Source organism: Roseiflexus castenholzii DSM 13941 (assembly GCF_000017805.1).
GTDB lineage: Bacteria > Chloroflexota > Chloroflexia > Chloroflexales > Roseiflexaceae > Roseiflexus > Roseiflexus castenholzii.
Map to the genome: position 1 here is coordinate 2,871,320 of NC_009767.1, position 23,840 is coordinate 2,895,159.

The window sequence follows — 23,840 nt, forward strand, 5'->3', positions numbered from 1 at the left end:
GCCTCCGCACAATTCTTTACACAGTCGCGCGCTGTGCTGGCTTTGAGTGTAATTCAAATCAAATCGTTTGTCAACAGTCACGGTTCAGAATATCGCGTAATTGTTCCCATCCCTGCCTGTCGGACAGCGCATCGATATAACGCGCCCAGCGGTCTCCCGGAACGAAGGGACGGGCGAAGAGCGTTATCTGTCCGGCGATGAATCCGAGCGGCGCAAGGATGTCGAGCAATATGCGGGCTGGTGTCGCCAGTCCGCGTTGGTTAAGAGCATTGGCAAGTTGCTCGAGCGGTTCATTGTGTGGCGATGGGGTCATCGTTCATGCCGGTTGCGCGGTTCGCGAAAAATGGCGCTGTCGAGCAGAATCGTCACCGGACCATCATTCACCAGCGCAACCTGCATCATCGCGCCGAACTGTCCGGCGCCGACGGCGATCCCCAGGCGTTGGAGTTCGTTCGCAAAGGCTTCGACGAGCGGCGCAGCGATCTCCGGCGGCGCAGCGTCGGAAAAACTGGGGCGGCGCCCGCGCCGGGTATCGGCGTAGAGCGTAAATTGTGAGACGACCAGCGCCTCGCCGCCGATATCGAGGAGGGAACGGTTGAAACGCCCTTCATCGTCGGCGAAAATCCGCAGGTTGGCGCTCTTTTCAGCCAGGAGTTTTGCTTCCGCTTCGGTGTCGCCGACGCCAACACCGAGCAGGATCAGCAATCCTCGTCCGATAGCGCCGATCACTCTGCCATCGACGGTGACGGAGGCTTCGCTGACCCGTTGAATGACCGCTCTCATGCCTGTGATCCCCGTTCCATCGTTTGTGCCAGATCGACGACTGCAATGGTGCAGCGCGATATGCAGATCAGGCGCTCCTGCTCATCGACGATGCGCACCTCCCACACCTGCGTCGATTTGCCGACGTGCAGCGGCGCGCCGATTGCAGTCACCACCCCCTCGCGCTTGGGGCGAATGTGGTTGGCGTTGATCTCAAGACCGAAGGCTGCCTTTCCCGGCGGACAATTGAAGAATGCGCCGATGCTGGCGACCGTTTCGGCGAGCGCGACCGATGCGCCGCCGTGGAGATAGCCGAGCGGTTGATGATGGTCTGCCGTCACCGGCATCGTCGCCACAATCCGCTGCGGTGTCAGTTCGACGATCTGAATGCCGAGCCGGTCGGCAAGACCGCTGCGTGTGAGTTGAGAAAGGTCTGGTGTTGTCATGTCTGAGAACTGAGAACTGAGAACTGAGAACTAAGAACTAAGAACTGAGAACTGAGAACTGAGAACTGATTCTGCGGCGCGCGGAGACGGGTATCGCATATCGCCGCAGGCGCCGGACGGTTGTATGCCGAAAGGTGTGTCAATGCGTTGCGCCAGATTAATCTTGCTCCATTTTACACAGAATTGGTTCGCCTGCATTGATCCTCCAACTCCAGTTTGCCCAAATCGTCGATCCTGTGCTCCCACACCCGGTCGATCCCCCTCGGCGCACCCCAGATAGTCGTTGCCGAAATACCCGCAAAGGAAGAGCACGAAAGCCACAGTCTTCCCGTAGGTCGCCTGTAACCGGCGATTCTGCGTCGCCTCTTCCTTGCGCCGCTTGTTTGTGAAATCACCCGCTGACCTGGCCTCGATACGGATTGGCAACCGGTCCGTGCGTAGTTTCTTGGGCTGGATCACAACGTCAATCGGGATATTGACTCTCTGCGTCTTCCCGACGGGCACATTCAGACAGAAGGCATACGCGCCCGGTTCCATTGTTTTGTTGAACCTGTGACAACCTATCTTTCCTCATGCACCAATGTCGCCTCATATTCCGCGCGGCGCAAGACGGTATCGTACAGTCCGACATCTTCTCCTTCGTGACGGTTAATACCCGTATAAACCAGACTTGGGTCTTCATACCGCTTGAACTTGTACACTGCATCGTTCATCAGCGCGCTGTTGAAGACGCCGAGGCTGACGAGGAGTTCAAAGTCTTTCACCGTCAGCCCCGTAACTTTCTTGAACAATCCCGGTTCCAATTGGGTGATCACATCGCGCAGCGTTCGTTCCCGATGGTCGGTCAAATACATAAAAATGGGGATGCGCGTCGCCAGCTTGATGAGCTTTTCCTGAATCTGTTTGCGCTTGCTCTTGAATTCCTTCTCCTCTTCGGTCAGCTCACGCTTTTCTTGAGCGGAAAGCGCTCGGTCGTTGGCCTCTTTTTTCAGCCGTTTCACGGCCTCCGACTTGTTGATGATGGTTTCAATCTCCTGATTGAGGTTGCGGAAGCCCTCAATGTTCATCAGCGCCTGCATCGCCTGTTCGTTGGTTATCAGCCGCCGCAGAGTGTCATTGTCCACATTCACCAATAGCGCGCTTTCCCAGCGGCGGGCCAGCAGGGTGGCGGTGGTGCCGCTCATGGCCATTTCCAGCACGCCGGCGGCATCAATCTGTCGCATTGAACTCCCATCATACGCCAGCACCGGCAGGAAGTGGATAAATTCCTCCACTTTCTTTTCCGGGTCATCCTCATTCACATTCAGGCGGCAACTGTAGTCGGCAATCTGCCGCAGGGCGCGATCCGGCGCAAAATCGAACACATAGCACTCTTCTTTGAGAATCAGCTCCGCGTTGGGTGAGGTTCCGTCAGGATTCTGAATCGTCCATGGACTCTGCACGCGGAAGGCGGCCTGGAAGTAGGTTTCTGGGCTAGATGTGTTGCGCAGCATGAAGATGCCCGTCCAGGGCCGAACCGTGACGCCGGTGGTCAGTTTGCCGCAGGTGAGGGTGATGGTTTTCGTCTTGAGCGGATCGCCCATGGCGTCCAGCACCGGCGGGAGGGCATTGACGCCGATGCCCGCAGCGGCGCCGGCAGCCACGATGGCCTTGTAATCGTGATAGAACTTGTTGTGTGGTTTGGCTAAGAGATTGCGCATGGCGTAGCAGGCGGCCACGCTGGGCAAAAACCAGACCGTATGGGTGAGCACATTCAGCAGCCGCACATCCGAGTAGGGGAGCGGCGGCTTCTGCGCTCCCAAACGGAGGTTATCCAGGTTTGTAGGCAGGTATGCCCCACGGATGAGGTCCAACCACTTCTGCACCTCGTCTTCGTATTTGAACCGCGCCTTGTCGCCCACGCCCTCGGCCGAAAAGAACACGTTCAGATCGAACTCGTTGAACTCTCCCTGCATCGCCACTTCGCGAATGGCGTCTGGCAGTTGATAGGTCATCAGCACCATGCGCGGCAATGCGGCATAGGGGTTGGGGCCGTTGCTGTCGTCCCACTCCTCTTTTGCCTTCTGTTCATCAGAATATGTCCAGTTGTAAATTTGCTCTTCGATGAACTCGCCGGTGGCAATGGCCCGGAACGGTGTGCCGGAAAGGTACAGGTAGTGATCGGAGGTGATGGGCAGGATATCCTCATCGAAGTAATCAATGGCTTCCCCTTCCGAGGCTTTCCGTTCCGCTTCATCCTCGCCCTCAAACAGGTCTTTGGCCTTCTCGCGCCAAGCGCCGAAGTGGTATTCATCAAAGATGACGCAGTGCCAGTGGGTGGCATGCACCCATTCGTTCTTGGCTTTGATGCCGCCCGTCTTCGGATTGCGGCCGAGATAGTCCTGAAACGAGCCAAAGCAGACGATAGGCTTGTTTTTATCTGCCTGCTCGTAGGTCAGCCCGCCGGGCTTGATGAACTGCCAGCCCTGAAAATCCACGTGGCAGCGCAAATCCTCTTCCCAGGCGCTCTGCACCGCTGGCTTGAAGGTCAGCACGAGAACCTTTTTCCAGCCCATGCGTTTGGCCAGTTGATAGGCGGCGAAGGTCTTGCCGAAGCGCATCTTGCAGTTCCAGAGGAAATGCGGCGGCTTGCCGTTTTCCCGGCGGTAGCTTTGGAAGTAGGCCATGGTCTTTGCCACCGCTGCCTCCTGCTCTGGCCGCATCGTGAAGTTGAGGGAGCGCTGCTCTTCCAAGAGTTGCCCAGCTCGCACGGCATTAATCGCCGCCCTGACCTGTTCGACGGTGCAGCGGAACCATTCGCCGCCCTCGTTGCGGATGCCGTTGATGCGCAGCATGCGGTGCACGTCGCGATCGGTGAAGACTGTGCCATCGTTGCGGATAGCCGGCTCTTCCAGCACGATGCAATACGGCAGCTTGCCGCCGGGCCGCAGGGTGGGATACTGCTGCGCCACCCGCTCCTGCACGCTCTTGGTGGTGTAGCCGATCTTGAGCAAGCCCTCGTATTCGGGGTTGGTGTCCTTGTAGGCGTAGATTTTCGGCTCGACCTTGGGGCGCGGGGGGAAGAAGTTACTCATCGGCAGTCTCTCCTAAATTATATTGTCACCTTGAGCGCATTCATTCTCATCCCGAGCGTAGCATTGTCATCCCGAGCGCAGTATTGTCATTTCGAGCGCAGTATTGTCATTTCGAGCGAAGCGAGAAATCTTCCAAGATTTCTCGGTCGCTGGCGCTCCCTCGAAATGACACTCGGTCGCAGGCGCTCCCTCGAAATGACAAAGGGGTCTCTTGACTGGAAGCGGAACTCCATGGTGTGCCGCCCGCTCTGCCAATAGGTCCGTACCAGCAAGGTGTTGACGTTCCAGCCGGCCTGCGATTTCCCTGTCCTGTCGAGCGCAGCATTGTCATTTCGAGCGCAGCGAGAAATCCTCCCCCACTCCAAACTCGGAACTCAAATCCTTCCATTCAGGGTTCATACTCATTACCAGTTTGTTCTTCTTCTCCCGTCGCCATTTTTTAATTTCTTTTTCTCTGGCGATTGCCGCATAGACATCTGTTGTGTGTTCATAGTAAACCAATTTATTTACATTATATTTTTTAGTAAAACCATCTACCATTTTGTTTTTGTGTTCATATATCCTGCGTTCAAGGTTATTCGTCATACCGATATACATGACTTTGTTGTTCCAGTTAGTAAGTATATAAACATAGAAGTTATAGTTTCTCATAATATTTCTCTTCGCCACGATCGCCCAATTGACAGCGAGTCATTGGGTTGTACCGTTATTTTACACCTCTTTTCATTTCACGCATTCATCGTCATGTCGAGCGCAGCATTGTCATTTCGAGTGCGGCATTGTCATTTCGAGCGCAGCATTGTCATTTCGAGCGCGGCATTGTCATTTCGAGCGAAGCGAGAAACCTTCCAAGATTTCTCGATCGCTACCGCTCCCTCGAAATGACCAGCGATCGCTAGCGCTCCTTCGAAATGACCAGCGATCGCTACCGCTCCCTCGAAATGACCAGCGATCGCTACCACTCCCGCGAAATGACAGCGATCGCTAGCGCTCCTTCGAAATGACCAGCGATCGCTACCGCTCCCGCGAAATGACCAGCGATCGCTACCACTCCCGCGAAATGACAGCGATCGCTGGCATTCCCGCCAAATGACCATTGGCCGCTAGCACTCCCGCGAAATGACAAAGGGGCCTCACGGTATTTCCCTTGGCGCGGAAGTTTGCCATCCTGCGCTTTAAGCGGCTGGTCGTGAGCAACCGGAAGATCGTTACTCATCGGTTTCCTCCGTCGGTTCCGGTTCGTCCTCCGCTGGCATCGGCCGGACCATGGATTCGATGAAGGCGATCTCGTCTTGGGTTAGGCCGTATTTTTGGTAGAGTTCTTCATCAGTCCAAGGCTTGGAGAAGTCTTGCATGGGGACGAATTGATAGACTCGCTTGGGCGCATCTTGCGTCGGCTTGTTTAATAGCGCAAGAAATCGAAAGAAGCGAGTTCGGATATACGAAATGATATTTTCTGCTTTGGTCTCTGTGTTGCAAGGGCCGATGACAAGATACGTCTCGGTGCAGGCAGAATTGCGTTCGCCTACAAATGGATGTCCTAGTATCGGATGTGGGAAACTGTCACTTCCACTACCTAATCTGGGAATAAAAACCTTATAAGTATCAATCCATTCCCGATTTTGTGCGATTTCCTTTCGGCTGACCCAACCAACGCCGCCGTTCTGATAAAGCTTCACTGCTCCCGGAAATGGTTCTGGTTTGCCAAGAACATACGTTCTAAGCCCAAACGGCTTTTGTGCGCTTACCAGCGTCTTGAACGAGGGTTCGTTGAATTGCTGAACTTTACGGAGAATAGAAATCGCCTCGTTGTAGCGGATAAAGGTATCTGCCCCCGCTTCCATCAACGGGCGCTCCATCGTTGCCACCTTGCCGTGCAAATAGTTGGAGACCTTGCACAAGCCGGGATGATCGCGGTCCCAAAGAAAATAGCAGACACCACCTTTGATTTGTACACCGGGGAAAACATCTGTCGCATCGGGGAAGTCGTGTATCTCGAGAATGCGGTTGTCTTTTAGCATCCCCTCGCGGAAGTCGTCCAAGCCCTTTCCGCCGGAATACCAACGTGCTGGAATAATCATCACGAGATAGCGTGGATTGAGCTTCTTCGCCTGATGGACAAACTTGTTGTAAATCGGAGTGGCGCTTCGGCCAAAGCCGCCGTCGCTCAACTGATACGGCGGATTGCCGATGATCACATCGAATTTCATGGATTTCTCCTCACTTCGCTCGTCGAAATGACAACCCTCACTTCGCTCGTCGAAAAGGCAAAGGGGGTTGTCGGTGTGGATGAACTCGTAGGCGTGGGTTTCCAGTTCCGCGCCGCGGGCGTAGTTGGCTTCGTTGGCGCCGCAGAACACGCAGCGGCCGTCTTTCCAGGTGTGCTCAATGCGCCGGTAGCGGATGTTGCCTTCGGGTGTGTCAAAGGCGGTGCAGACCGAATACTTGCCGTTGGCAGTCTTGGAGCAGTAGAGCGAACGACGCGAGATGAGCGCAGTTAGCTCGGTGATGGCGATGCCGAAGAGCTGGTTTTTCATAATATGGTTAATCCGTGCCTGCCGGTCAGGGATTTTGGCTTCCAATCCCTTGTCCAGCCGCTTGGCGATCTCGCGCAGGAACACGCCCGATTTGCAGCAGGGGTCGAGAAAGCGCGCCTCGGGATTGCTCCACAGCTCAGCCGGCAGCAGGTCCAGCATCTGGTTAGCCAGTTGCGGCGGCGTGAACACCTCGTCGCTGGAGAGGTTCGCCAGGCAGGAGAGCACATCAGGGTTGTAGTTCGTCGTAGGCATGGGCGACCTCCAGAACATGCACCGGCGGATAGTCCTTCACCGGCTCCGGGATGAACACCTCCTCGCCCTGGTCGGAGAAGAGGGGCAATTCTCGCATCGCGCTATGGCTCACCAACTCATGGAAGGCAAAGTCGCGCCGCTTGAGCAGACTGCCATTGACCAGCGACCACTCAGAAAAAATAATCGGCTGCGGCGGGTCCGTGACCGTCTGCAACGAAAGCGCGTCGCCATGGATGATGTTGCGCCGCAAAATGAAGCGTATCGCTTCCCGGCACTGCGTTTTCGTCTTTTCTCCAAAGAGGCGGGTGTAGGCCACATCAAACACCTCAAACAGCCGATGGCGGCACTCTTCGACATTATCAGCCAGAATGTCAATCCCGTAGAGCGACGAAACGGCCAGGATCGCGTAACGCTCGTATTCTACCTGACTCTTCCCGTAGCGCTGCTCGACGACCCTTAACTTGCGTTCCAGAATTTCCGTGAGAAAGTTTCCGGTTCCACAGGCCGGTTCCAGAAAGCGCGAGTCAATCCGCTCCGTCTCCTGCTTAACCAGGTCGAGCATGGCATCCACGATGTGCTTTGGCGTGAGCACCTCACCGTAATCGGTCACCCGTTTTTTCGATTTCACCTGTGATTTCATATCGTTGCCCATTCACGAGCGGAAGGCGAACGGCTTGCGCATCACCTGCGACGAGCCGACCCTGAGCGTAGCGAAGGGAAGGCGAAGCCTGTCGGGTGGATGTGCGTGTGGGGCAGCCTTTACGGCCTCAAATACTTTTCGCCAAAGTGCTATCGCTCTTGATTTATGGTCCATCTTGTCGAAGATGTCAAGAATTGCTGGATCATCGCCAATTTCTGCCAGGCGCCTGTCCACATCTGCATAACTGATGTGCAAAAACCTATCGAATAACTGCAAACCACTCTTTAACCTGATCGTTCATTGTAAAGCCCCTTGTCTACCCGAAACTTTTCTCTCACTTCGTCAAGACTGATCATTTGACCATCAACTTCGATAAACCAATGCTCCCACCCATTACAGGGCGCATTGTTCATGTAATGGCTACCTGCCTGATGGATGCTGCCTTCGAAGCCGTCCGCAGTACGGAGCCGAGCATCAGGCTTGATTGTGGCCACTTTCGTTTTGTCTTTTCCAAAAAACAATCGTTGCCCAGGTTGTACATACCCATGTTCGACCAGAACCGAAAACTCCACTTTAGGAGCAGATTTGGCTTTGCTCTTTACATCAAACGTCGCAGCGTCAAACATCTCTGGCTGCATTGCGTCAATGCGCTTTTGCGCAATCTGGACATATCGTTTCTCCTTTTCTATTCCAATCCAATTTCGATGCAAACGTTTCGCGACAACACCCGTTGTTCCACTTCCAAAAAATGGGTCAAGCACCACATCACCGGGATTGCTGGATGACAAAATCACCCGATACAGTAACGCCTCCGGCTTCTGGGTGGAATGGGCTTTATCGCCATGTTCATTTTTTACCCGTTCCGATCCCGTCGCTAACGGTAAAAGCCACCAGTCAGAACGCATTTGCTTTTCATCGTTCAACCCTTTCATCGCGTAATAGTTGAACGTATATGTTGCATCTTTACCGGTACTTGCCCAAATGAGGGTTTCATGGGCATTGGTAAAACGGACACCACGAAAATTAGGCATCGGATTTAGTTTTATCCAGATAACATCATTGAGGATCCAGAACCCTAAATCCTGCATCATGGCCCCAACACGAAAGATATTATGGTACGTTCCGATAACCCAGATGGTGCCGGTTGGTTTCAAGACCCGCTTACACGCCGTTAACCACGTTCGAGTAAATTCATCATACGCTTGCATCGACTCGAACTTGTCCCAGTCGTCATCGACAGCGTCCACTTTCGTCATATTTGGTCGATGAAGTTCGTTTTGTAACTGTAAATGATAGGGAGGATCGGCAAAAATAAGGTCAATGGATGTTTCTGGTAACGTATTCAGTATTTCCACACAATCACCTTCAATAATCTGATTTAAAGGTAGTGGCATAATGATTACTCCAAACCACACGTATGAGGCGATCCAGTTCTCAGAACGTGTTTTTTATACAAAGAGGGGTATCTGACAATACCGGCGGTCTTGTCCAATTCTGTTTTTCAACGTCACTCGTCGAACAACCAACGAGTCATTGTCATTAGGCTTTCGCCATCCCACGCCAAGACTCGTTTGGGATGGACGTAGATATACGGTGAACCTTTGTCAACCTGATATTTCTTTTGGAAAGTACTATCCAGGATATTCCATGTTTCGTCGTCAATTTCGTCATCTTGAATAATGTGCGCTGTGCCTTCTATGATAACCACTTTCTCTGCATCAGGCAGGTGAACGGCAATATGCGGGTTGTGCAAGATGTTGTTACCCCATGCGGTTTGCATGCTTCCTTCAAAGAAGAGACGATGTTCAAACCAAATACCCCAGACAGGCACGACATGAGGACGACCGTTGGGAAATACGGTGCATATCCAGTAATGTCGAGATTGTGACATTTGCTTGGAGACAAAATCCCAAGAAAGAAGATTTTCCTTTGTTTCGGGCGTGTTATACCCTTGTACTTTTCTTGCGGGTGTGGCTTCAGGAATAACAATTGGACGCAACATAGGGCTTGACCGAACTCCACGTTTGTAAAAATTAATTTTGCAAGGAACTGCCCAACGATGCGGTTCAGCCGCCGCTCGAAGGGCGGTCGTCTCAATCCGCAGGTTGGGCAGGCCCCCCAACAACATATGATATGGAATCTGGGTTCACGATGGTACTCCTACAACGTCCTTATCACCACAATTCACCTTCACGCCACTCTACGGAAAGTGGTGCATTTGGATCGAGCGGCGGTGTTTTCGGAAGACGTAGAATCATCACCTGTTCTTCAGCAGGAGATGGCAACAAGTCAGTTTCGGTTCTGATAAACAACGGACCACGCCAAAGCTCCCACCCAAGTCGCTCATAAAACGCGACACTGGATGGAGAAAGTGCGGCCAATTCATAGTCTCCAATCTCATCCGCAATGCGTTTCATGATGGTTGTTGCAAAACCTCGCTTGCGGTAGGCGGGGTCGGTAGCAACCGCTTCGATGTACGCTGTGCGCAAGAGAGGACCACTTCCGACTTGCAAATAGCGGGTCACCCAGAGCGCATGGCTGACGAGAAGGCCATTGTGGTATCCAAGAACATGCGTTGCGCCAACAAACGTGTTGAACAGTGGTTCTAAGTCGTCTTCGTAAGCGCGGTTGCAGAGTGCGATGATGGTTTTCCGATCTGTCTCTGACAAGCATGCGCCTTGAACTCCTTGGATAGTTAGCCGGTTATCACTCAAGATACCGATTGATACTTGCATACTTGCCCAACGGTTGGTTTCAACAAAAGCTCCTGTCCGTCCGTTTGCACGCGATGTTAAGCGCTATAACCGGTCAAGAATGAATTCGATCATTCGCGCTACGATGGCGAACATTCCGAAAAGCGTAAGGAGTACAATGAAAACGTTCCAAATAAGATCGAAACCTGTTGGTTTGATGAACTCTGTAGTTTCGATGATCCCTGATGTACAGTGATCAATGTTGCGCACCAGGTAGTCTCTTTCAACAAACCCTGATACAACACATTCTTTGATGTTACCCTTTGAACGCTCAAAATTCCTAAACTTTACAGGTAAACTTATCGCCGTGTAGAAATCTGCCCTATCTTGTAGTTGAAAGTGTAAATGAGGTTCGGAAGAATGCCCCGAATGCCCGCACTCGCCTATCTTCTGCCCTGAGACAACCGTCTCGCCTTTTTTCACTGTTATGCTGCCTACCTTCAAATGCGCATAAAGTGTATATCTCTCAGTGTCATGCTTTATCAAAACATAGTTTCCGCGTATATCAGGGGTTGTTATATCTACCCAACCTTTTCCTGCGAGGAAGTAATCCCTGATGTTATCCCGCACATCTGCCACAACTCCATCTTCTGCTGCAATTATAGATCTGCCAAAAGCAAAGTAATCTTTTGGTTTTTCTGTACTATCTTGATAAGTTTTTCCAGATTCATCAACAACTACAAAATCATACGCATACCTTTGCCCGACGAGAATCCACGAATGGGAAGTTTGTTTGCGAATACCACCATTAACGACCTTCCATGTTCCTTCAAATGGTAGCGCAAAACTCACCGTATCGTCATAGACGACACCTTTGATACACGCTCGACCGATGGCGATACATTGTCCTGTGGCTTGTCGTACAGTTTGTACTAAACCATAGGGATTGAAAATTGACCAAATAAAAACCGAGATGAGATACTCAAAGAATATTTTTAGCGACGTGACAAAAGACATTGCTCTCTCCATTGTTTTAAGGCGAAGCGCCCAACGGCGGGCTTCAGGCGCGTTGCGGAGCGCCAGCGAAGCAACGTCGCTTGCAAACCGTGTTGGGCGGGCTTGTGTGATAAGCAGGACTATCTTACCTTGCTTTCGTTGTGCTCTTAAGATTTCGGTGACGATTCGTTTACCTCCATATCCATGTCTCAGCTCAAGTGTTACGTCCGCGCTCCGTTGATCTGACTCATCCAGCCGCTGAGATCGGGCACCTGCCAGGCCATCGCATCCGTCGATCCCTGGGCATTGGTGTACACCACCTTCAGCAGCGGCGTAAAGCGCGATTTGCCCAGAAACGAGGTCGGGTTCTCCAACGACTGAATACTTCGGAGCGGGATGCGGAACTCGGTGTTCGGAACCCACATCTCAAAGATGAGATCCGAGTCAGTGAGGATCAACGTGCCATTCCCGCGCATTTGCGCGACCCCGCGCGACTCCTGTCCAAAGAAGCTGGCGCGGCTGATCTGCCGCGCGGTCGGATAGCGTTCCCGTGCGCTGGCTTCTTTCTTTCGGGCGGTATACCTCAGCACCACGAGCACGCCTGCGAAGACCAGCGCGAAGAAAACTGCTAGCCCAAGCAGCAGCATCAGCGCCTGTCCCATACCAGCGAGCGTTGTTTCCATACGATCTCTCCTATACTTGAATGGAGAACCCTTGCATGAGGCGGTGTTCTTGAAAGGAGCCCGCCTAACGGCCCGCGCATCACCTGCGGCGAGCCGACCCTGAGCGTAGCGAAGGGGAGGCGAAGCCGTCAGGTGGAAACACTTGTTAGCCTGCCTGTTCATGCAAAGCAAACGCCAATTGGACAGGCTTGGCAGCTTTCGTAGTTTCAACTTTCCCTGCTTCGTGGCCAGGTTTTATCAACAAAGCTTCTTCCATTGAATTTCTGAGATCTTCGGTCGAACCTACATGATAAAAATGAGTGAAGGTTCTCTCGATTAATCCATCCCAATAGTAAGCAATATGTGGATTTAGGCGATATTTGTTTTCTTTCCACATAGACAACGCAAAACCACACGGCAAATTCCGAGCAATTATCGCCAAATCAGACGCGTTATCTTCCGACCATTGCTGATAATAATCTGTATGTCTGCCGATGTAAGGCGGGTCAAGATAGACAAAATCGTCTTCTGTGACATTCTCAAGAATGTGTCGCCAATCTCCAACACAAAACTCCCAATCTTTACTCTGCATGATTTTACGTATCTGTGAAATCTGATTAACTATCTTAGTCGCATAGGACTGACGAAAGCGGTCTGGTTTACGACAAAACGGAACATTAAACTCCCCCTTACTATTAAAGCGCATTATCCCGTTAAAACATGATCTGTTGAGGAAAATGAAGTCTAATGGATCTCCGCTCTTGTTGAAGCGTTCTCTTACTGCGTAATAGTAATCTTCGCCACTGACGAGCAATTTTTTGCCTTCTGCTGTTAAATACGTTCTTACTTCTTCTGGCGACAAACTCCCATCATAAATCATCTGATACAGCCTGATAATGTGGGGATTGATATCATTGACTAATGCACGTTCTGGTTGCACATTGAACAAAACGACACCTGACCCAAGAAACGGTTCTATCCATCGCCCTTTGCCATTCCAGGAGACATTGCTCAAGATGAATTTGACGAGCTTCGTTTTAATCCCCTGACACTTTATCGGGGGGACAATTACTTGCTTTACTGTGCGCGGTAAACCTTGAAGAACAATCACTTTGCCAAGACTTTGTATTTCAAATAACTGCGCAAATTGGTATAAGGCGGCCGTTCCAATTCCACTAATCTTGCCATATCTTGGGTCAAGTAATACATTCAGTAGTCATCAAAAACATCTTCTCCTAACGAAGCAAACGAGCCAGATCCATTTACAAGCGTATCAATCTCTGTGACTGAACCAATATTCTTGGTATTGCCACTCCCTGGACGGTCAGACGCAATGCGATATTTTTCTTGAGCAAAGAACTGAAAGTCTCTGATGACAGATGTAATCCGCTCAAGTTCATCGAGAGTGTATCTTCTTCGCTCGTCAATCAAGTCATCAGTCTTTGAATAAATCACACCCAGAACAAAGTGTCCGCTATAAGAAACGTAGGGAAAAGTTATGTTCTTTGTGCTATTCCTTTCTCGGAAGTATCCAGTAAAAGCCCCGAGTGTCATACCATTCACGCGGCTACTATCAACTCTGTAAGTACTCTTCAAGTCAAGTGCAAAACGGTGACCATCATCATCTACAAAACTTATGTCTGGATAAAAGTTCTGCTGTTCCGATAAGACCATTTTCAAGCCATGCTTTTCTGCGAAGTGCGCAAGCTCTGGGAACAACAAAAGTTCCATGATTTTTGAGATAACTTTTGTGTCTGCCGAAATGGTGTAAATGTTCTTGGCTATGTCAATAAACCCCTTGATAATCCAGTCACCATTTGGAGTGGAAAACGCCGAATTAAACGTATCTACTTCTTTCTGAAGCGCATCCAAAAAATTGTTTTTATCCATTGCTGTATTGTACCATCTTGGATTTGGATGGGCGGGCTAACATGAAGAAGTAGACGAACCGCCTCCGCCTATTCCAGCCAGCGCTCTGTTAGACGGATAACCGTCCATCGAACCCCGCCCTGCACAGCGTTCGTCCGCCCTTCGTCCGCTGATGCCCGCAGGCGCCTTGATAGACGGATAGATGGATACCCTTCGCTTCTGAAACTCACCCGCGATGCTGCCGCTTCGTTGGCGCGCGTTGCGCGATCCAAGAACCGTGATGAGTGTACATGACGCCATATCCAATGTCAAGCATGCGCCCGTGTCCGCTTCCGGTCATCCGCCTGGGCTGCGCAATTCGGCGCGTGGTGTCGTCAAGATGCGGCGCTCCGCATCGAAACGGCGTCGATTTGGAAAGGCGCCGGTTCATTGGCGTTTATCATCTGCGCCATCCGCGCGCGATGGGATGACGTGACAAGCGAATGCGGGTTCAGTTCGGGGTGACGCGGCGCGTTCCGCTTGTGCGGAATGGCGGCGCGCCGGGTGCGGGTATGCAGGTTGTATGCCGAATGTCGCGCGCATGCAGTGCGCAACATCGCGCGCCGCTTTCCCATAAACATCGAGACACTGCCGGCGCCTGCGGTGCGCGTCGTCTGCGGGAGTGGCGTCACGCGCTGCTTGCGGGGAATGGCGGCGCCCTGACCTTTTGTACTCAATTTCGCGCGCCGCACTCCTCAATTGTTTTGCTATACTGTACATGCACGATCCGCTCTCCGAGTTCCAGAATGAGGGTCTTATGGCTTACGCATCACTGATTGGCGCAGAGGTGCGCCGCAGGGAGGATCCGCGCCTGATTTCCGGCGCAGGACGCTACGTGGGCGATATGTCGTTGCCTGGGATGCAGCATGTCGCGTTTGTTCGCAGCCCATACCCGCACGCCCGGATTGGCGCGATTGACTCATCGGCGGCGCTGCGGGTTCCAGGCGTCACGGCGGTCGTGACCGGCGAGGACCTGCGGGATGCCTGCACCGAGATGCTGTTTGAGGGTAGCGAAGGTTCGGATGTGGCGGAAGGGGAGTCGCCTAAGTACTCACACTACCCCATTTCGGTCGGTAAGGTGCGGCATGTCGGCGAAATCGCGGCTGCGGTCATCGCGGTCAGTCCGGCAGCGGCGGCAGACGGCGCGGCGGCGGTCGTGATCGACTGGCAGCCGCTGCCGGCAGTCGCCGACATGGAACAGGCGCTGCGCCCTGATGCGCCGCTGCTCTTCGAGGGGGCGAAGAACAATATCGATCACGTATGGAAACGCAAACGCGGCGATGTCGAAGATGCCTTCGCCAACGCTCATCGGGTGGTGAAACTGCGCATGGTCAGTCAGCGCCTGTCGGGGGTGCCAATGGAAGGGCGCGCCGTGTTGACGGCGCTCGATCCGATGACCGAAGGATTGACGGTCTGGACGAGCACGCAGGCGGCGCACTGGATCCGGCGCGACTTGGCAAAGATGCTGGGCATGGCGGAAAATCAGATCCGCGTGATTGCTCCCGATGTCGGCGGCGGGTTCGGCGTTAAGATCGGCGTCTATCCCGAAGAGGCGGCGCTGGCGGCGCTGACGCGGCGCATGGGCATGCCGCTGCGCTGGGTTGAGACGCGCCTGGAGCATATGCAGGCGACGACGCACGGGCGCGCGCAGATTGCCGACTACGAGGCGGCAGTGACTGCCGATGGCGTCGTGACGGCGCTCCGCGCGCGGGTTGTCGCCGATCTCGGCGCGTATCCGGTGTCGGCGGGCATTCCTGACCTGACGGGGATGATGGCGGTGGGGGTGTATCGGATTCCTGCCGTTGATTACGAAATCACCTGTGTCTACACCAACACGACGCCGGTTGCCGCCTATCGCGGCGCGGGTCGCCCAGAAGCCGCCTATTATATCGAGCGCCTGATGGATGCCGTTGCGTATGAATTGCACCTTGATCCGGTCGAGGTGCGGCGACGCAACTTTATTCCGCCTGATGCTTTCCCCTACAAGACGCCGGTCGGTCCGATCTACGACAGTGGCGACTATGACAAGGCGCTGAGCAAGGCGCTTGAGGTGGGGCGCTATGCCGATTGGCGCGCTGAACAGCAGCAGCGCCTCGCGGCGCGCGCCGCCGGCGAGCGTGTGCCGCTGCTGGGTGTCGGTATCGCCTGTTACGTCGAAATGTGCGGCTTTGGTCCATACGAAAGCGCCCACGTGCGCGTCGAGCCGTCCGGGACGGTGACGGTCATGACCGGCATTTCGCCGCACGGTCAGGGGAGCGCGACGACCTTTGCACAGATCGTTGCGGATCAACTCGGCGCTGATTTCGAGAAGGTCATTGTGCGCAGCGGCGATACAGCATTGACGCCGATGGGCAACGGTACGATGGGCAGTCGCAGTCTGGCGGTCGGTGGTGGCGCGCTCGTGCGCGCGATTGCGCGGGTGCGCGAGAAGGCGCGCCGGATTGCTGCGCATATGCTCGAAGCGGCGCTTGATGATGTCGTGTTCGATGATGGGCGCTATCATGTCAAAGGCGCGCCCGACAGCGGGCTGACGCTGGTGCAGATCGCGGAACGCGCCTACTCTGATGATCTGCCCGATGATGTCGATCCGGGTCTGGAGGCGACTGATTTCTTCAAGCCGCCGGCGTTGATCTATCCCTTTGGCGCGCATCTGGCAGTGGTGGAGGTCGATCCCGACACCGGCATCGTGACTGTGCGCGATTATGTGAGTGTCGATGATTGCGGTCCGCGCATCAGTCCGCTGATCGTCGCCGGTCAGGTGCATGGCGGTCTGGCGCAGGGCATTGCTCAGGCGCTGTTCGAGGAGGTGGTGTACGACGAAAATGGGCAGTTGCTCAGCGGGTCGCTGATGGATTATACTCTTCCGCGCGCCGATGATCTGCCTGCGTTTGTGGTGGAACAAACAGTCACGCCAACGCCGCACAATCCGCTTGGCGCCAAGGGGATCGGCGAAGCGGCAACAATCGGCTCGACGCCTGCCATTGTTAATGCCGTCGTAGACGCGCTCAAACATCTTGGCGTGCGGCATATCGACATGCCGCTGCGACCTGAGAAAGTCTGGCGCGCCTGCCGTCAGGCTCAGGATGGAGCGTAAGCGTTGTTCGTGCACTCGCGGGCTGGCGATTTGCGGCGCCAGCGCCAATGAAAGGAGCGCTCTTATGGGTCTCGGTCCGTTGTTCGGCAAAGATAAGGATAAGACGGAAGAGGAGAAATCGGAGCAGCAGAAGATCGGCGAGACGATCAAGAACCTGAGTGATCGTATCTACGAACTTCAGAAGCAACTCAATCAGCGCACCTCCGAAATCGATCAGTTGACTATGCAACTGGCTGAGGCTCAGAAGCAGGCGGAAGCCGCCAGAGGCGCCGCAAGCGCAGAACGATTGACGGTCGCTGCAACGCAGGAGGCGCTGCACGATGCCAACGCGCGCGTGCGCGAACTCGAAGCGCAGATCGGCCAACTGGCGAAGGAAAAGGCTGCGATGGAAGAGCAGGCGAAGAGCGCCAGCGCTGCCGTCGCAGAACTGGCTGGCAGCAAACCGGGTCTGGCAGTCGGTGCAACCGCCTGGGTGCAGAAGGCGGGCGGCAAGAATCTGCGACGCCGCAGCGCCCCCGGTCTTCACTCGCAGGTGCACGACGGTCTGGCGCCGGGCACGCAACTCACGCTGCTCGAAGGTCCTGTCGCCGCCGACGGGTATCACTGGTGGCGCATCCGCGCTGCCGATGGCCGCGAAGGATGGGTGGCCGGCGAGGAATTGGTGACTGCGCCTGAGTGACATGTGGTGCAAGAAGAAACTCGACCGCTCGCAGTGTCGCGTGGCTCGGTCGCCGAAGTGCTCGCGGCATTTGCGCGCCTGGGAGTGACATCGTTCGGCGGCCCGATTGCGCATCTGGGGTATTTTCGGGAAGAGTTCGTCGTTCGGCGGCGCTGGCTCGATGATCGCACCTATGCCGATCTGGTGGCGCTCTGTCAGTTTCTGCCGGGTCCGGCGAGTAGCCAGGTCAGTGTCGCGCTTGGCATCATGCGCGCCGGTCTGCCGGGTGGCGTGGCGGCATGGCTGGGGTTTACCCTTCCGTCAGCGCTGTTGATGATTGCAGCGGCATATGGCGTTGTGTGGCTCGGCGCAGATACGGCGGCGTTGCGCGGGCTGAAGGTTGTTGCAGTGGCGGTTGTGGCGCAGGCGGTGTGGGGTATGGCGCGCACTCTCTGCCCCGACCGCATACGCGCAACGATAGCGATCCTTGCGGCGGTGGCGTTGCTTGTCTGGAGCAATGCGCTGGCGCAGATCGTTATCATTGTCGCTGGCGGAGTTGTTGGTTGGCGGTTGTTACGGTGCGGCGCGCCGCTGGCGGCGCCGCTGGCGTTGCCGTCGTTTGATCGCCGCCTGGCGATTGGGTGCTGGATCGTCTTCTTCGGGCTGCTCGTTGCGCTGCCGCTGGCGCGCGCGGCGTTCCCGTTCCACGCGCTCGCGCTCTTCGATAGTTTCTATCGCGCCGGCGCGCTGGTCTTCGGCGGCGGGCATGTGGTTCTGCCGTTGCTCCGCGCCGAGGTGACGCCGCCAGGGTGGGTCGGTGATGCGCAGTTCATCGCTGGCTACGGCATGGCGCAGGCTGTGCCCGGTCCGCTATTCACGTTTGCGGCATACCTGGGGGCTGTTCAGACATCACCGCTCAACGGTTGGGCAGGGGGCATGCTGGCGCTGCTGGCGATCTTTCTGCCCGCGTGGTTGCTGGTCATCGGTGCGCTGCCGTTCTGGGATTGGCTGCGCTCCCGAGAAGAAGCGCAGGCAGCGCTGCGCGGCGTCAACGCCGTGGTCGTTGGCATTCTCCTTGCTACCCTCTATACGCCGGTCATGACCGGTGCTATCATGACGCCGCGTGATGCAGCCCTCGCGCTGGGATGCTTCGGGATGCTGACGCTGTGGAAATGGCCGCCGTGGCTGGTTGTCGTTGTTGCTGCGGGGGTTGGTTGGAGGGTAGGGGGTTAGAGGTTAGAGGTTATGAGAACTGAGAACCGGGAACCAATGCAGACACAGACACGCGATCACATCTTCACTGTTCACGGCATCGACTGTGCGCATTGTGCGAACACTATCGAGGTGAGCCTGGTTCGTCTCGATGGCGTCGAGGTGTGTGAACTGAATGCCACGACAGGACGGCTGCGCGTGCGCGGCGCTGTCGAACCTGATACAGTTATCGCGTATGTGCGTTCGTTGGGGTATGAAGCGACGCCGACTGACGAGACCGGTGCAACTTCGCCTTCTTCGGACGCGCCAGTGTCGTTTGTCCGATTTATGTGGCAGCGTGTCGAGACGCGCCTGGCATTGGTCGGCGCCGTGCTGATCGTTCCAGGTGTGGTGTTGCACGAACTCCTTGGCTGGCGCACTCTTTGGATCGACGCGCTGGCATGGGCTGCCCTGGTCGCTGCCGGGTTGCCGATTGCGCGCAGCGCCTGGCGATCACTGGTCGTCAGCCGAACTATCTCGATCAATGCTCTGATGACTATTGCAGCGGTCGGCGCCGTCATTATCGGCGCGCACGTCGAGGCAGGGCTGGTGATGGTGTTGTTTGCGATTGGCGAGGCGATTGAAGGGTTTACGGCAGCGCGCGCGCGGGACGCCATTCGTTCGCTCATGACCCTCGCGCCCGAAACGGCGCTGCGTCTGCGCGATGGATACGAGACGCGCGTGCCGGTTGCCGAACTGGAAGTCGGAGATGTGATCATTGTGCGCCCTGGTGAGCGTGTGCCGATGGATGGCGTGGTGCGCAGCGGCGCAACCCACGTCGATCAGGCGCCGATCACCGGTGAGAGCGTGCCGGTTGTCAAAACGCCGGGGGCACACGTGTATGCCGGGAGCATCAATGGCGAAGGTGTGATGGAGGTGGTCGTCACGCATCCGGCGAGTGAGAATACGATCAGTCGGATGATCCGCCTGGTGCAGGAGGCGCAGGACCGTCGCGCGCCGGTGCAGCGTATGATCGACCGCTTTGCAGGCTGGTATACGCCTGCGGTGGTTGGCATTGCTGCGCTGATGGCGACTGTGCCGCCATTACTGTTCGGGCAGCCGTTCTGGAACCCGTCGCCGGACGAAACCGGGTGGTTCTACCGCAGCCTGGCGTTGCTGGTTGTCGCCTGCCCCTGTGCGTTGGTGATCAGCACGCCGGTCAGCGTGGTCAGTGCGTTGAGCGCCGCCGCGCGCGCCGGTGTGCTGATCAAAGGCGGCGCGGCGCTCGAGGCGCTTGGTGGTATACGCGCGGTTGCGTTCGATAAAACGGGCACCCTGACGACCGGCAAGCCGACGCTTGTGATGGTGCGTTCGGTCGATTGCCGCGAACCGGAACAGAACAATGACGCGCGGTGTGACGCATGCGATACGCTGCTCGAACTCGCCTGTGCCGTTGAGCGGCGCTCGGAACATCCGCTGGCGCACGCCATTGTTGATGCAGCGCGTAGGCGAGGTCTCAGCCAGACCGTGCCGCCTGCCGCGTCGGTCGCTGCTCTGCCAGGGCACGGTATTATCGGCGAGGTTGAAGGGCGCACAGTGGTGATCGGCAGCCACCGCTATTTCGATGAAACATCACCCCACCCACGTTCCTTTTGCAACCGCGCAGAACAGGATGCCAGCGTCGGCAGGACGCCGCTGATGATCAGCGTCGATGGGGTTTTCGCCGGTATGTTGAGCGTCGCCGATACAGTGCGCCCCGAAAGCCGTGAGGCGGTGGCTCTACTCCGTGAGGCGGGGATCGAGCATATCATTATGCTGACCGGTGACCGCCGTGAGACGGCATATGCCGTCGCTGCCGACGTCGGTGTCGATGATGTGCGCGCTGAAGTGCTTCCTGCTCACAAAGCGGAGACGGTTGAGAATCTCCGCGCTGCCTATGGCGCTGTGGCGATGGTCGGCGATGGCATCAACGACACGCCTGCCCTGGCATCGGCGACGGTCGGAATTGCTATCGGTGCAGCGCACGGCGGCGCGAATCAGGCGATGGAGACCGCCGATGTGACGTTGATGAGCAACGATCTTCGTCGCCTGCCGTTCGTGTTCGCGCTGGCGCGCGCCGCGCGACGAACCATTATGCTCAATGTTGCATTCAGCATCGCCGTGAAAGTGGTGTTTCTGGCGATTGTCGCAGCAGGATGGAGCACCATGTGGATGGCGGTGTTCGCCGATATGGGAACGTCGCTGCTCGTGACGTTGAACGGTCTCCGGTTGCTTGGCTTCCGTCCCAAAACAGAAGCGTTTTCCTGAACGATAGCGCCAACCCGATTGCTGTCGGGATGCTGACAGTACACTCGACCGAACCGGTCAGTATCACGTCGTCGCCGAAGCGCTGCAACTGGATGGACCGGTCTGCACAAATTGGAGGCGCCGACGCTCAGACCGGCGGCGCTGACATCCCGGCAGCAATGCCGCGCTAGCGGCGGCATCGCCGGAAAGGGGGCGGCTGGATGCGGTTGCGCCGGAAGCGCCGCTCGGATGTTGCGTATATTGAACAGGGAGATCAGGGATGTCCGACCTCTTTCGGCTCACTATTGAAGACGCCGCCGACCTGCTGGCGCGCCGTGAGATTTCGGCGGTCGAGTTGACCAGCGCGCACCTGGATCGCATTGCGACCCACGATACGCGCCTCAACAGTTTTATTACGGTCACTGCCGACCACGCGCTGGCACAGGCGCGCGCTGCCGATAACGAACTGGCGCGTGGCGCGCGCCGCAGTCCGCTGCACGGCATTCCGATTGCGCTGAAAGACCTGTACGATACCGCAGGCGTTCGCACCACCGCCGGTGCGACCTTCTTTGCCGAGCGTATGCCGGACGTGGATGCGCGCGCGGTAACTCTGCTGTACCAGGCAGGCGCGGTGTTGCTCGGTAAACTGAACATGCACGAATGGGCATTAGGCGTCACGAATATTAATCCGCACTATGGTCCTTCGCGCAACCCCTGGGATACCTCGCGCATCACCGGCGGTTCTTCGGGTGGCGCGGCGGCGGCGCTGGCGGCCGGTCTGTGCATGGGGGCGCTAGGGAGTGATACTGGCGGCAGCATCCGCATCCCGGCATCCCTCTGCGGTATCGTCGGGTTCAAACCGACCTTTGGACGGGTCAGCCTGCAAGGTGTTGTGCCATTGAGCTGGAACCTCGACCACGCCGGTCCAATGGCGCGCACCGTGACCGATGCTGCGCTCCTGTTGCAGGCGATTGCCGGGTACGACCCGGACGATCCGGTGAGCGTCGCCGCGCCGGTGGATGATCTGCTTGCCAGCATCGATGCAGGCGTGGGCGGATGGCGCATCGCGCTGGCGGACGATGCCCATTTCGGCAATGCCGACGCAGAGGTTCTGGCATCTGTTCATCGGGCTGCCGGCGTGTTCGAGGAGTTGGGTGCGCGCGTCGAACGTGTCGATCTCGGTCGTGGACAGGACGCAGCGCAAATGAATGCGTTGATGACCACCAGTGATGCTGCGGCGTTTCACCGTGACCGGTTGCGCGCGCATCCAGAGCAGTTTGGCGCAGATGTGCGGATGCGCCTGGAACGCGGTGCAGCCTTTACCTCCACCGAGTATATTCTGGCGCGCCGCTTTCAGAGCGAGTGGCGGCGCCAACTGGAACGCCTCTTCGAGCAGTTCGATGTGTTGTTGACACCTACAACACCGATTACGGCGCTCCCTATCGAAGGACTGGATTCGGTCGAAGCAGCCCGTCAGTTGACCCGCTGCACAGCGCCTTTTAACCTTGCCGGTCTGCCGGCGCTATCGGCGCCGTGTGGTATGAGCGCCGCCGGTTTGCCGATCGGGTTGCAGATCGTTGCAGCGCCGTGGCGTGAAGCGCATGTGCTGCGCGCGGGCAAGGCGTTCGAGCGTGCCACCTCATGGCATCGCCAGACGCCGCCGGGATGGTGAGCCATGACCCTGGCTACGGATCACCCGCGGTTCTATCTCGGCTGCGCTGTCTGGGCGCACGCTTCGTGGTCTGGCGTTCTCTTCCCGCGCGGCAGCCGCAGCGCCGATTACCTGCGCCTGTATAGCCGCCGTCTGACGACTGTTGAAGGCAATACGACCTTCTATGCCATTCCGTCGGCTGAGACGGTGCAGCGATGGGTGGATGAGACGCCGCCCTCGTTCCGCTTCTGCTTCAAACTTCCGCGCGACATCAGCCATCAGGGACCACTGGCGGGACGGAGGCGCGAAACTGACGCCTTTGTGCAGCGCATGGCGCCGCTCGGCGAACGGCTGGGTCCGTTCTTTCTCCAGTTGCCGCCGGGTTATTCGCCGCATCAGATGAACGACCTGGCGTCATGGCTCTCAGCGTGGAACCCCGCGTATCGTCTGGCGGTCGAAGTGCGTCACCCGGAGTGGTATGCGCCGCAGGGAGAAGCGGCGCTGATGGCGCTGCTGGAGGAGCATGGCATCGGGCGGGTGCTCATGGATGTGCGCCCGCTCGACCTGGGACCACTGCCCGGTGCGGAGGAGGACCTGCGCCGCGCGCGCGACAATAAGCCGGATGTGCCGCTCCATCCGTTGCGTAGCGCCTCCTTCGCGCTGGTGCGGTACATTGGCCACCCGGACGTGGCGCGGAACGACCCGCTGATCGACGAATGGGCAGCGCGGGTGCGCGCGTGGATTGCCGAAGGCACGATGGTGTTTTTCTTCATGCACTGCCCGGTGGAACGCGAGTCGCCGCTGCTCTGCCGCGCACTGCAACGTCGTCTCGATGGAACGCCCGGTGTGCCGCCTCTGCCGTGGGAGAGCGCCAGAGATGATAGCGAGCAACTGACGCTGTTTTGAACCCGACGAGGGATGGCGATTTGGATTATCAACGGGCAAGCCTTCAGCCGTTGCAGCGCCGGGCAAGCGGTCATCGGCAGCCAG

General features: G+C 56.4%; 23 protein-coding genes. 7 read left to right on the forward strand and 16 right to left on the reverse strand.

Annotated elements, in window-relative coordinates; genetic code table 11:
• Positions 1-70: 70 nt before the first annotated feature.
• From RCAS_RS11470 to RCAS_RS11550, 16 genes are all read right to left on the reverse strand, one after another.
• Positions 71-313, reverse strand: a complete 243-nt coding sequence (locus RCAS_RS11470; RefSeq protein ID WP_012120729.1) for a hypothetical protein — start codon at positions 311-313, stop codon at positions 71-73.
• Positions 310-783, reverse strand: a complete 474-nt coding sequence (gene dtd / locus RCAS_RS11475; protein ID WP_012120730.1) for a D-aminoacyl-tRNA deacylase — start codon at positions 781-783, stop codon at positions 310-312. The genes RCAS_RS11470 and dtd overlap by 4 nt, the downstream gene beginning before the upstream one ends.
• Positions 780-1,208: a hotdog fold thioesterase gene (locus RCAS_RS11480; RefSeq protein WP_012120731.1), complete on the reverse strand. Its 429-nt coding sequence runs from the start codon at positions 1,206-1,208 to the stop codon at positions 780-782. Before RCAS_RS11480 ends, dtd begins: the two co-directional genes overlap by 4 nt.
• Before the next feature lie 30 nt (positions 1,209-1,238).
• A complete protein-coding gene (locus RCAS_RS26505) occupies positions 1,239-1,772 on the reverse strand; it encodes a XamI family restriction endonuclease (protein ID WP_456300006.1) in 534 nt (177 codons plus the stop codon).
• Entirely contained in the window at positions 1,769-4,282 is a 2,514-nt protein-coding gene (locus RCAS_RS11490) for a GIY-YIG nuclease family protein (RefSeq protein ID WP_012120733.1), read from the reverse strand. The genes RCAS_RS26505 and RCAS_RS11490 overlap by 4 nt, the downstream gene beginning before the upstream one ends.
• 327 nt (positions 4,283-4,609) lie before the next feature.
• Positions 4,610-4,933: a GIY-YIG nuclease family protein gene (locus tag RCAS_RS11495; protein WP_012120734.1), complete on the reverse strand. Its 324-nt coding sequence runs from the start codon at positions 4,931-4,933 to the stop codon at positions 4,610-4,612.
• Between the two features lie 557 nt (positions 4,934-5,490).
• The gene (locus tag RCAS_RS11510) at positions 5,491-7,071 is read right to left on the reverse strand and encodes an Eco57I restriction-modification methylase domain-containing protein (protein WP_012120735.1); all 1,581 of its coding nucleotides are present in this window, start codon (positions 7,069-7,071) and stop codon (positions 5,491-5,493) included.
• Positions 7,046-7,711, reverse strand: a complete 666-nt coding sequence (locus RCAS_RS11515) for a DNA methyltransferase (protein ID WP_012120736.1) — start codon at positions 7,709-7,711, stop codon at positions 7,046-7,048. The genes RCAS_RS11510 and RCAS_RS11515 overlap by 26 nt, the downstream gene beginning before the upstream one ends.
• A gap of 284 nt (positions 7,712-7,995) precedes the next feature.
• Positions 7,996-9,066 (reverse strand): site-specific DNA-methyltransferase, encoded by a 1,071-nt coding sequence (locus RCAS_RS11525; RefSeq protein ID WP_232279994.1) that lies wholly within the window; start codon positions 9,064-9,066, stop codon positions 7,996-7,998.
• A gap of 152 nt (positions 9,067-9,218) precedes the next feature.
• The gene (locus RCAS_RS23965; RefSeq protein ID WP_198135920.1) at positions 9,219-9,713 is read right to left on the reverse strand and encodes a pyridoxamine 5'-phosphate oxidase family protein; all 495 of its coding nucleotides are present in this window, start codon (positions 9,711-9,713) and stop codon (positions 9,219-9,221) included.
• 172 nt (positions 9,714-9,885) lie between these two features.
• Positions 9,886-10,380: a GNAT family N-acetyltransferase gene (locus RCAS_RS11535; RefSeq protein ID WP_041330659.1), complete on the reverse strand. Its 495-nt coding sequence runs from the start codon at positions 10,378-10,380 to the stop codon at positions 9,886-9,888.
• Positions 10,381-10,509: 129 nt separating this feature from the next.
• Positions 10,510-11,421, reverse strand: a complete 912-nt coding sequence (locus RCAS_RS23970) for a M23 family metallopeptidase (RefSeq protein WP_198135921.1) — start codon at positions 11,419-11,421, stop codon at positions 10,510-10,512.
• A gap of 200 nt (positions 11,422-11,621) precedes the next feature.
• Positions 11,622-12,083, reverse strand: coding sequence for a hypothetical protein (locus RCAS_RS11540; RefSeq protein ID WP_012120742.1), 462 nt, complete (start codon positions 12,081-12,083; stop codon positions 11,622-11,624).
• Positions 12,084-12,228: 145 nt separating this feature from the next.
• The gene (locus RCAS_RS23975; protein WP_012120743.1) at positions 12,229-13,173 is read right to left on the reverse strand and encodes a DNA adenine methylase; all 945 of its coding nucleotides are present in this window, start codon (positions 13,171-13,173) and stop codon (positions 12,229-12,231) included.
• Between the two features lie 98 nt (positions 13,174-13,271).
• Positions 13,272-13,952, reverse strand: a complete 681-nt coding sequence (locus tag RCAS_RS11545; protein ID WP_012120744.1) for a type II restriction endonuclease — start codon at positions 13,950-13,952, stop codon at positions 13,272-13,274.
• Between the two features lie 353 nt (positions 13,953-14,305).
• A complete protein-coding gene (locus tag RCAS_RS11550) occupies positions 14,306-14,647 on the reverse strand; it encodes a hypothetical protein (RefSeq protein ID WP_157042626.1) in 342 nt (113 codons plus the stop codon).
• An 80-nt stretch (positions 14,648-14,727) separates the two neighbouring features.
• Between RCAS_RS11550 and RCAS_RS11555 the strand changes: the two genes are divergently transcribed.
• From RCAS_RS11555 to RCAS_RS11580, 7 genes are all read left to right on the forward strand, one after another.
• Complete coding sequence (locus RCAS_RS11555; protein ID WP_012120746.1) at positions 14,728-17,064, forward strand: xanthine dehydrogenase family protein molybdopterin-binding subunit; 2,337 nt, start codon at positions 14,728-14,730, stop codon at positions 17,062-17,064.
• 64 nt (positions 17,065-17,128) lie between these two features.
• Positions 17,129-17,743, forward strand: coding sequence for an SH3 domain-containing protein (locus tag RCAS_RS11560; RefSeq protein WP_012120747.1), 615 nt, complete (start codon positions 17,129-17,131; stop codon positions 17,741-17,743).
• 3 nt (positions 17,744-17,746) lie between these two features.
• Positions 17,747-18,955, forward strand: coding sequence for a chromate efflux transporter (gene chrA, locus RCAS_RS11565; protein ID WP_157042627.1), 1,209 nt, complete (start codon positions 17,747-17,749; stop codon positions 18,953-18,955).
• 36 nt (positions 18,956-18,991) lie between these two features.
• Positions 18,992-21,220, forward strand: coding sequence for a heavy metal translocating P-type ATPase (locus RCAS_RS11570; RefSeq protein ID WP_041330662.1), 2,229 nt, complete (start codon positions 18,992-18,994; stop codon positions 21,218-21,220).
• Positions 21,221-21,249: 29 nt separating this feature from the next.
• On the forward strand, positions 21,250-21,390 hold the full coding sequence (locus tag RCAS_RS25175; RefSeq protein ID WP_157042628.1) for a hypothetical protein: 141 nt from the start codon (positions 21,250-21,252) through the stop codon (positions 21,388-21,390).
• Between the two features lie 89 nt (positions 21,391-21,479).
• The gene (locus tag RCAS_RS11575) at positions 21,480-22,871 is read left to right on the forward strand and encodes an Asp-tRNA(Asn)/Glu-tRNA(Gln) amidotransferase GatCAB subunit A (RefSeq protein ID WP_012120750.1); all 1,392 of its coding nucleotides are present in this window, start codon (positions 21,480-21,482) and stop codon (positions 22,869-22,871) included.
• A gap of 3 nt (positions 22,872-22,874) precedes the next feature.
• Positions 22,875-23,756: a DUF72 domain-containing protein gene (locus tag RCAS_RS11580; RefSeq protein WP_012120751.1), complete on the forward strand. Its 882-nt coding sequence runs from the start codon at positions 22,875-22,877 to the stop codon at positions 23,754-23,756.
• The last annotated feature ends 84 nt before the right edge of the window (positions 23,757-23,840 follow it).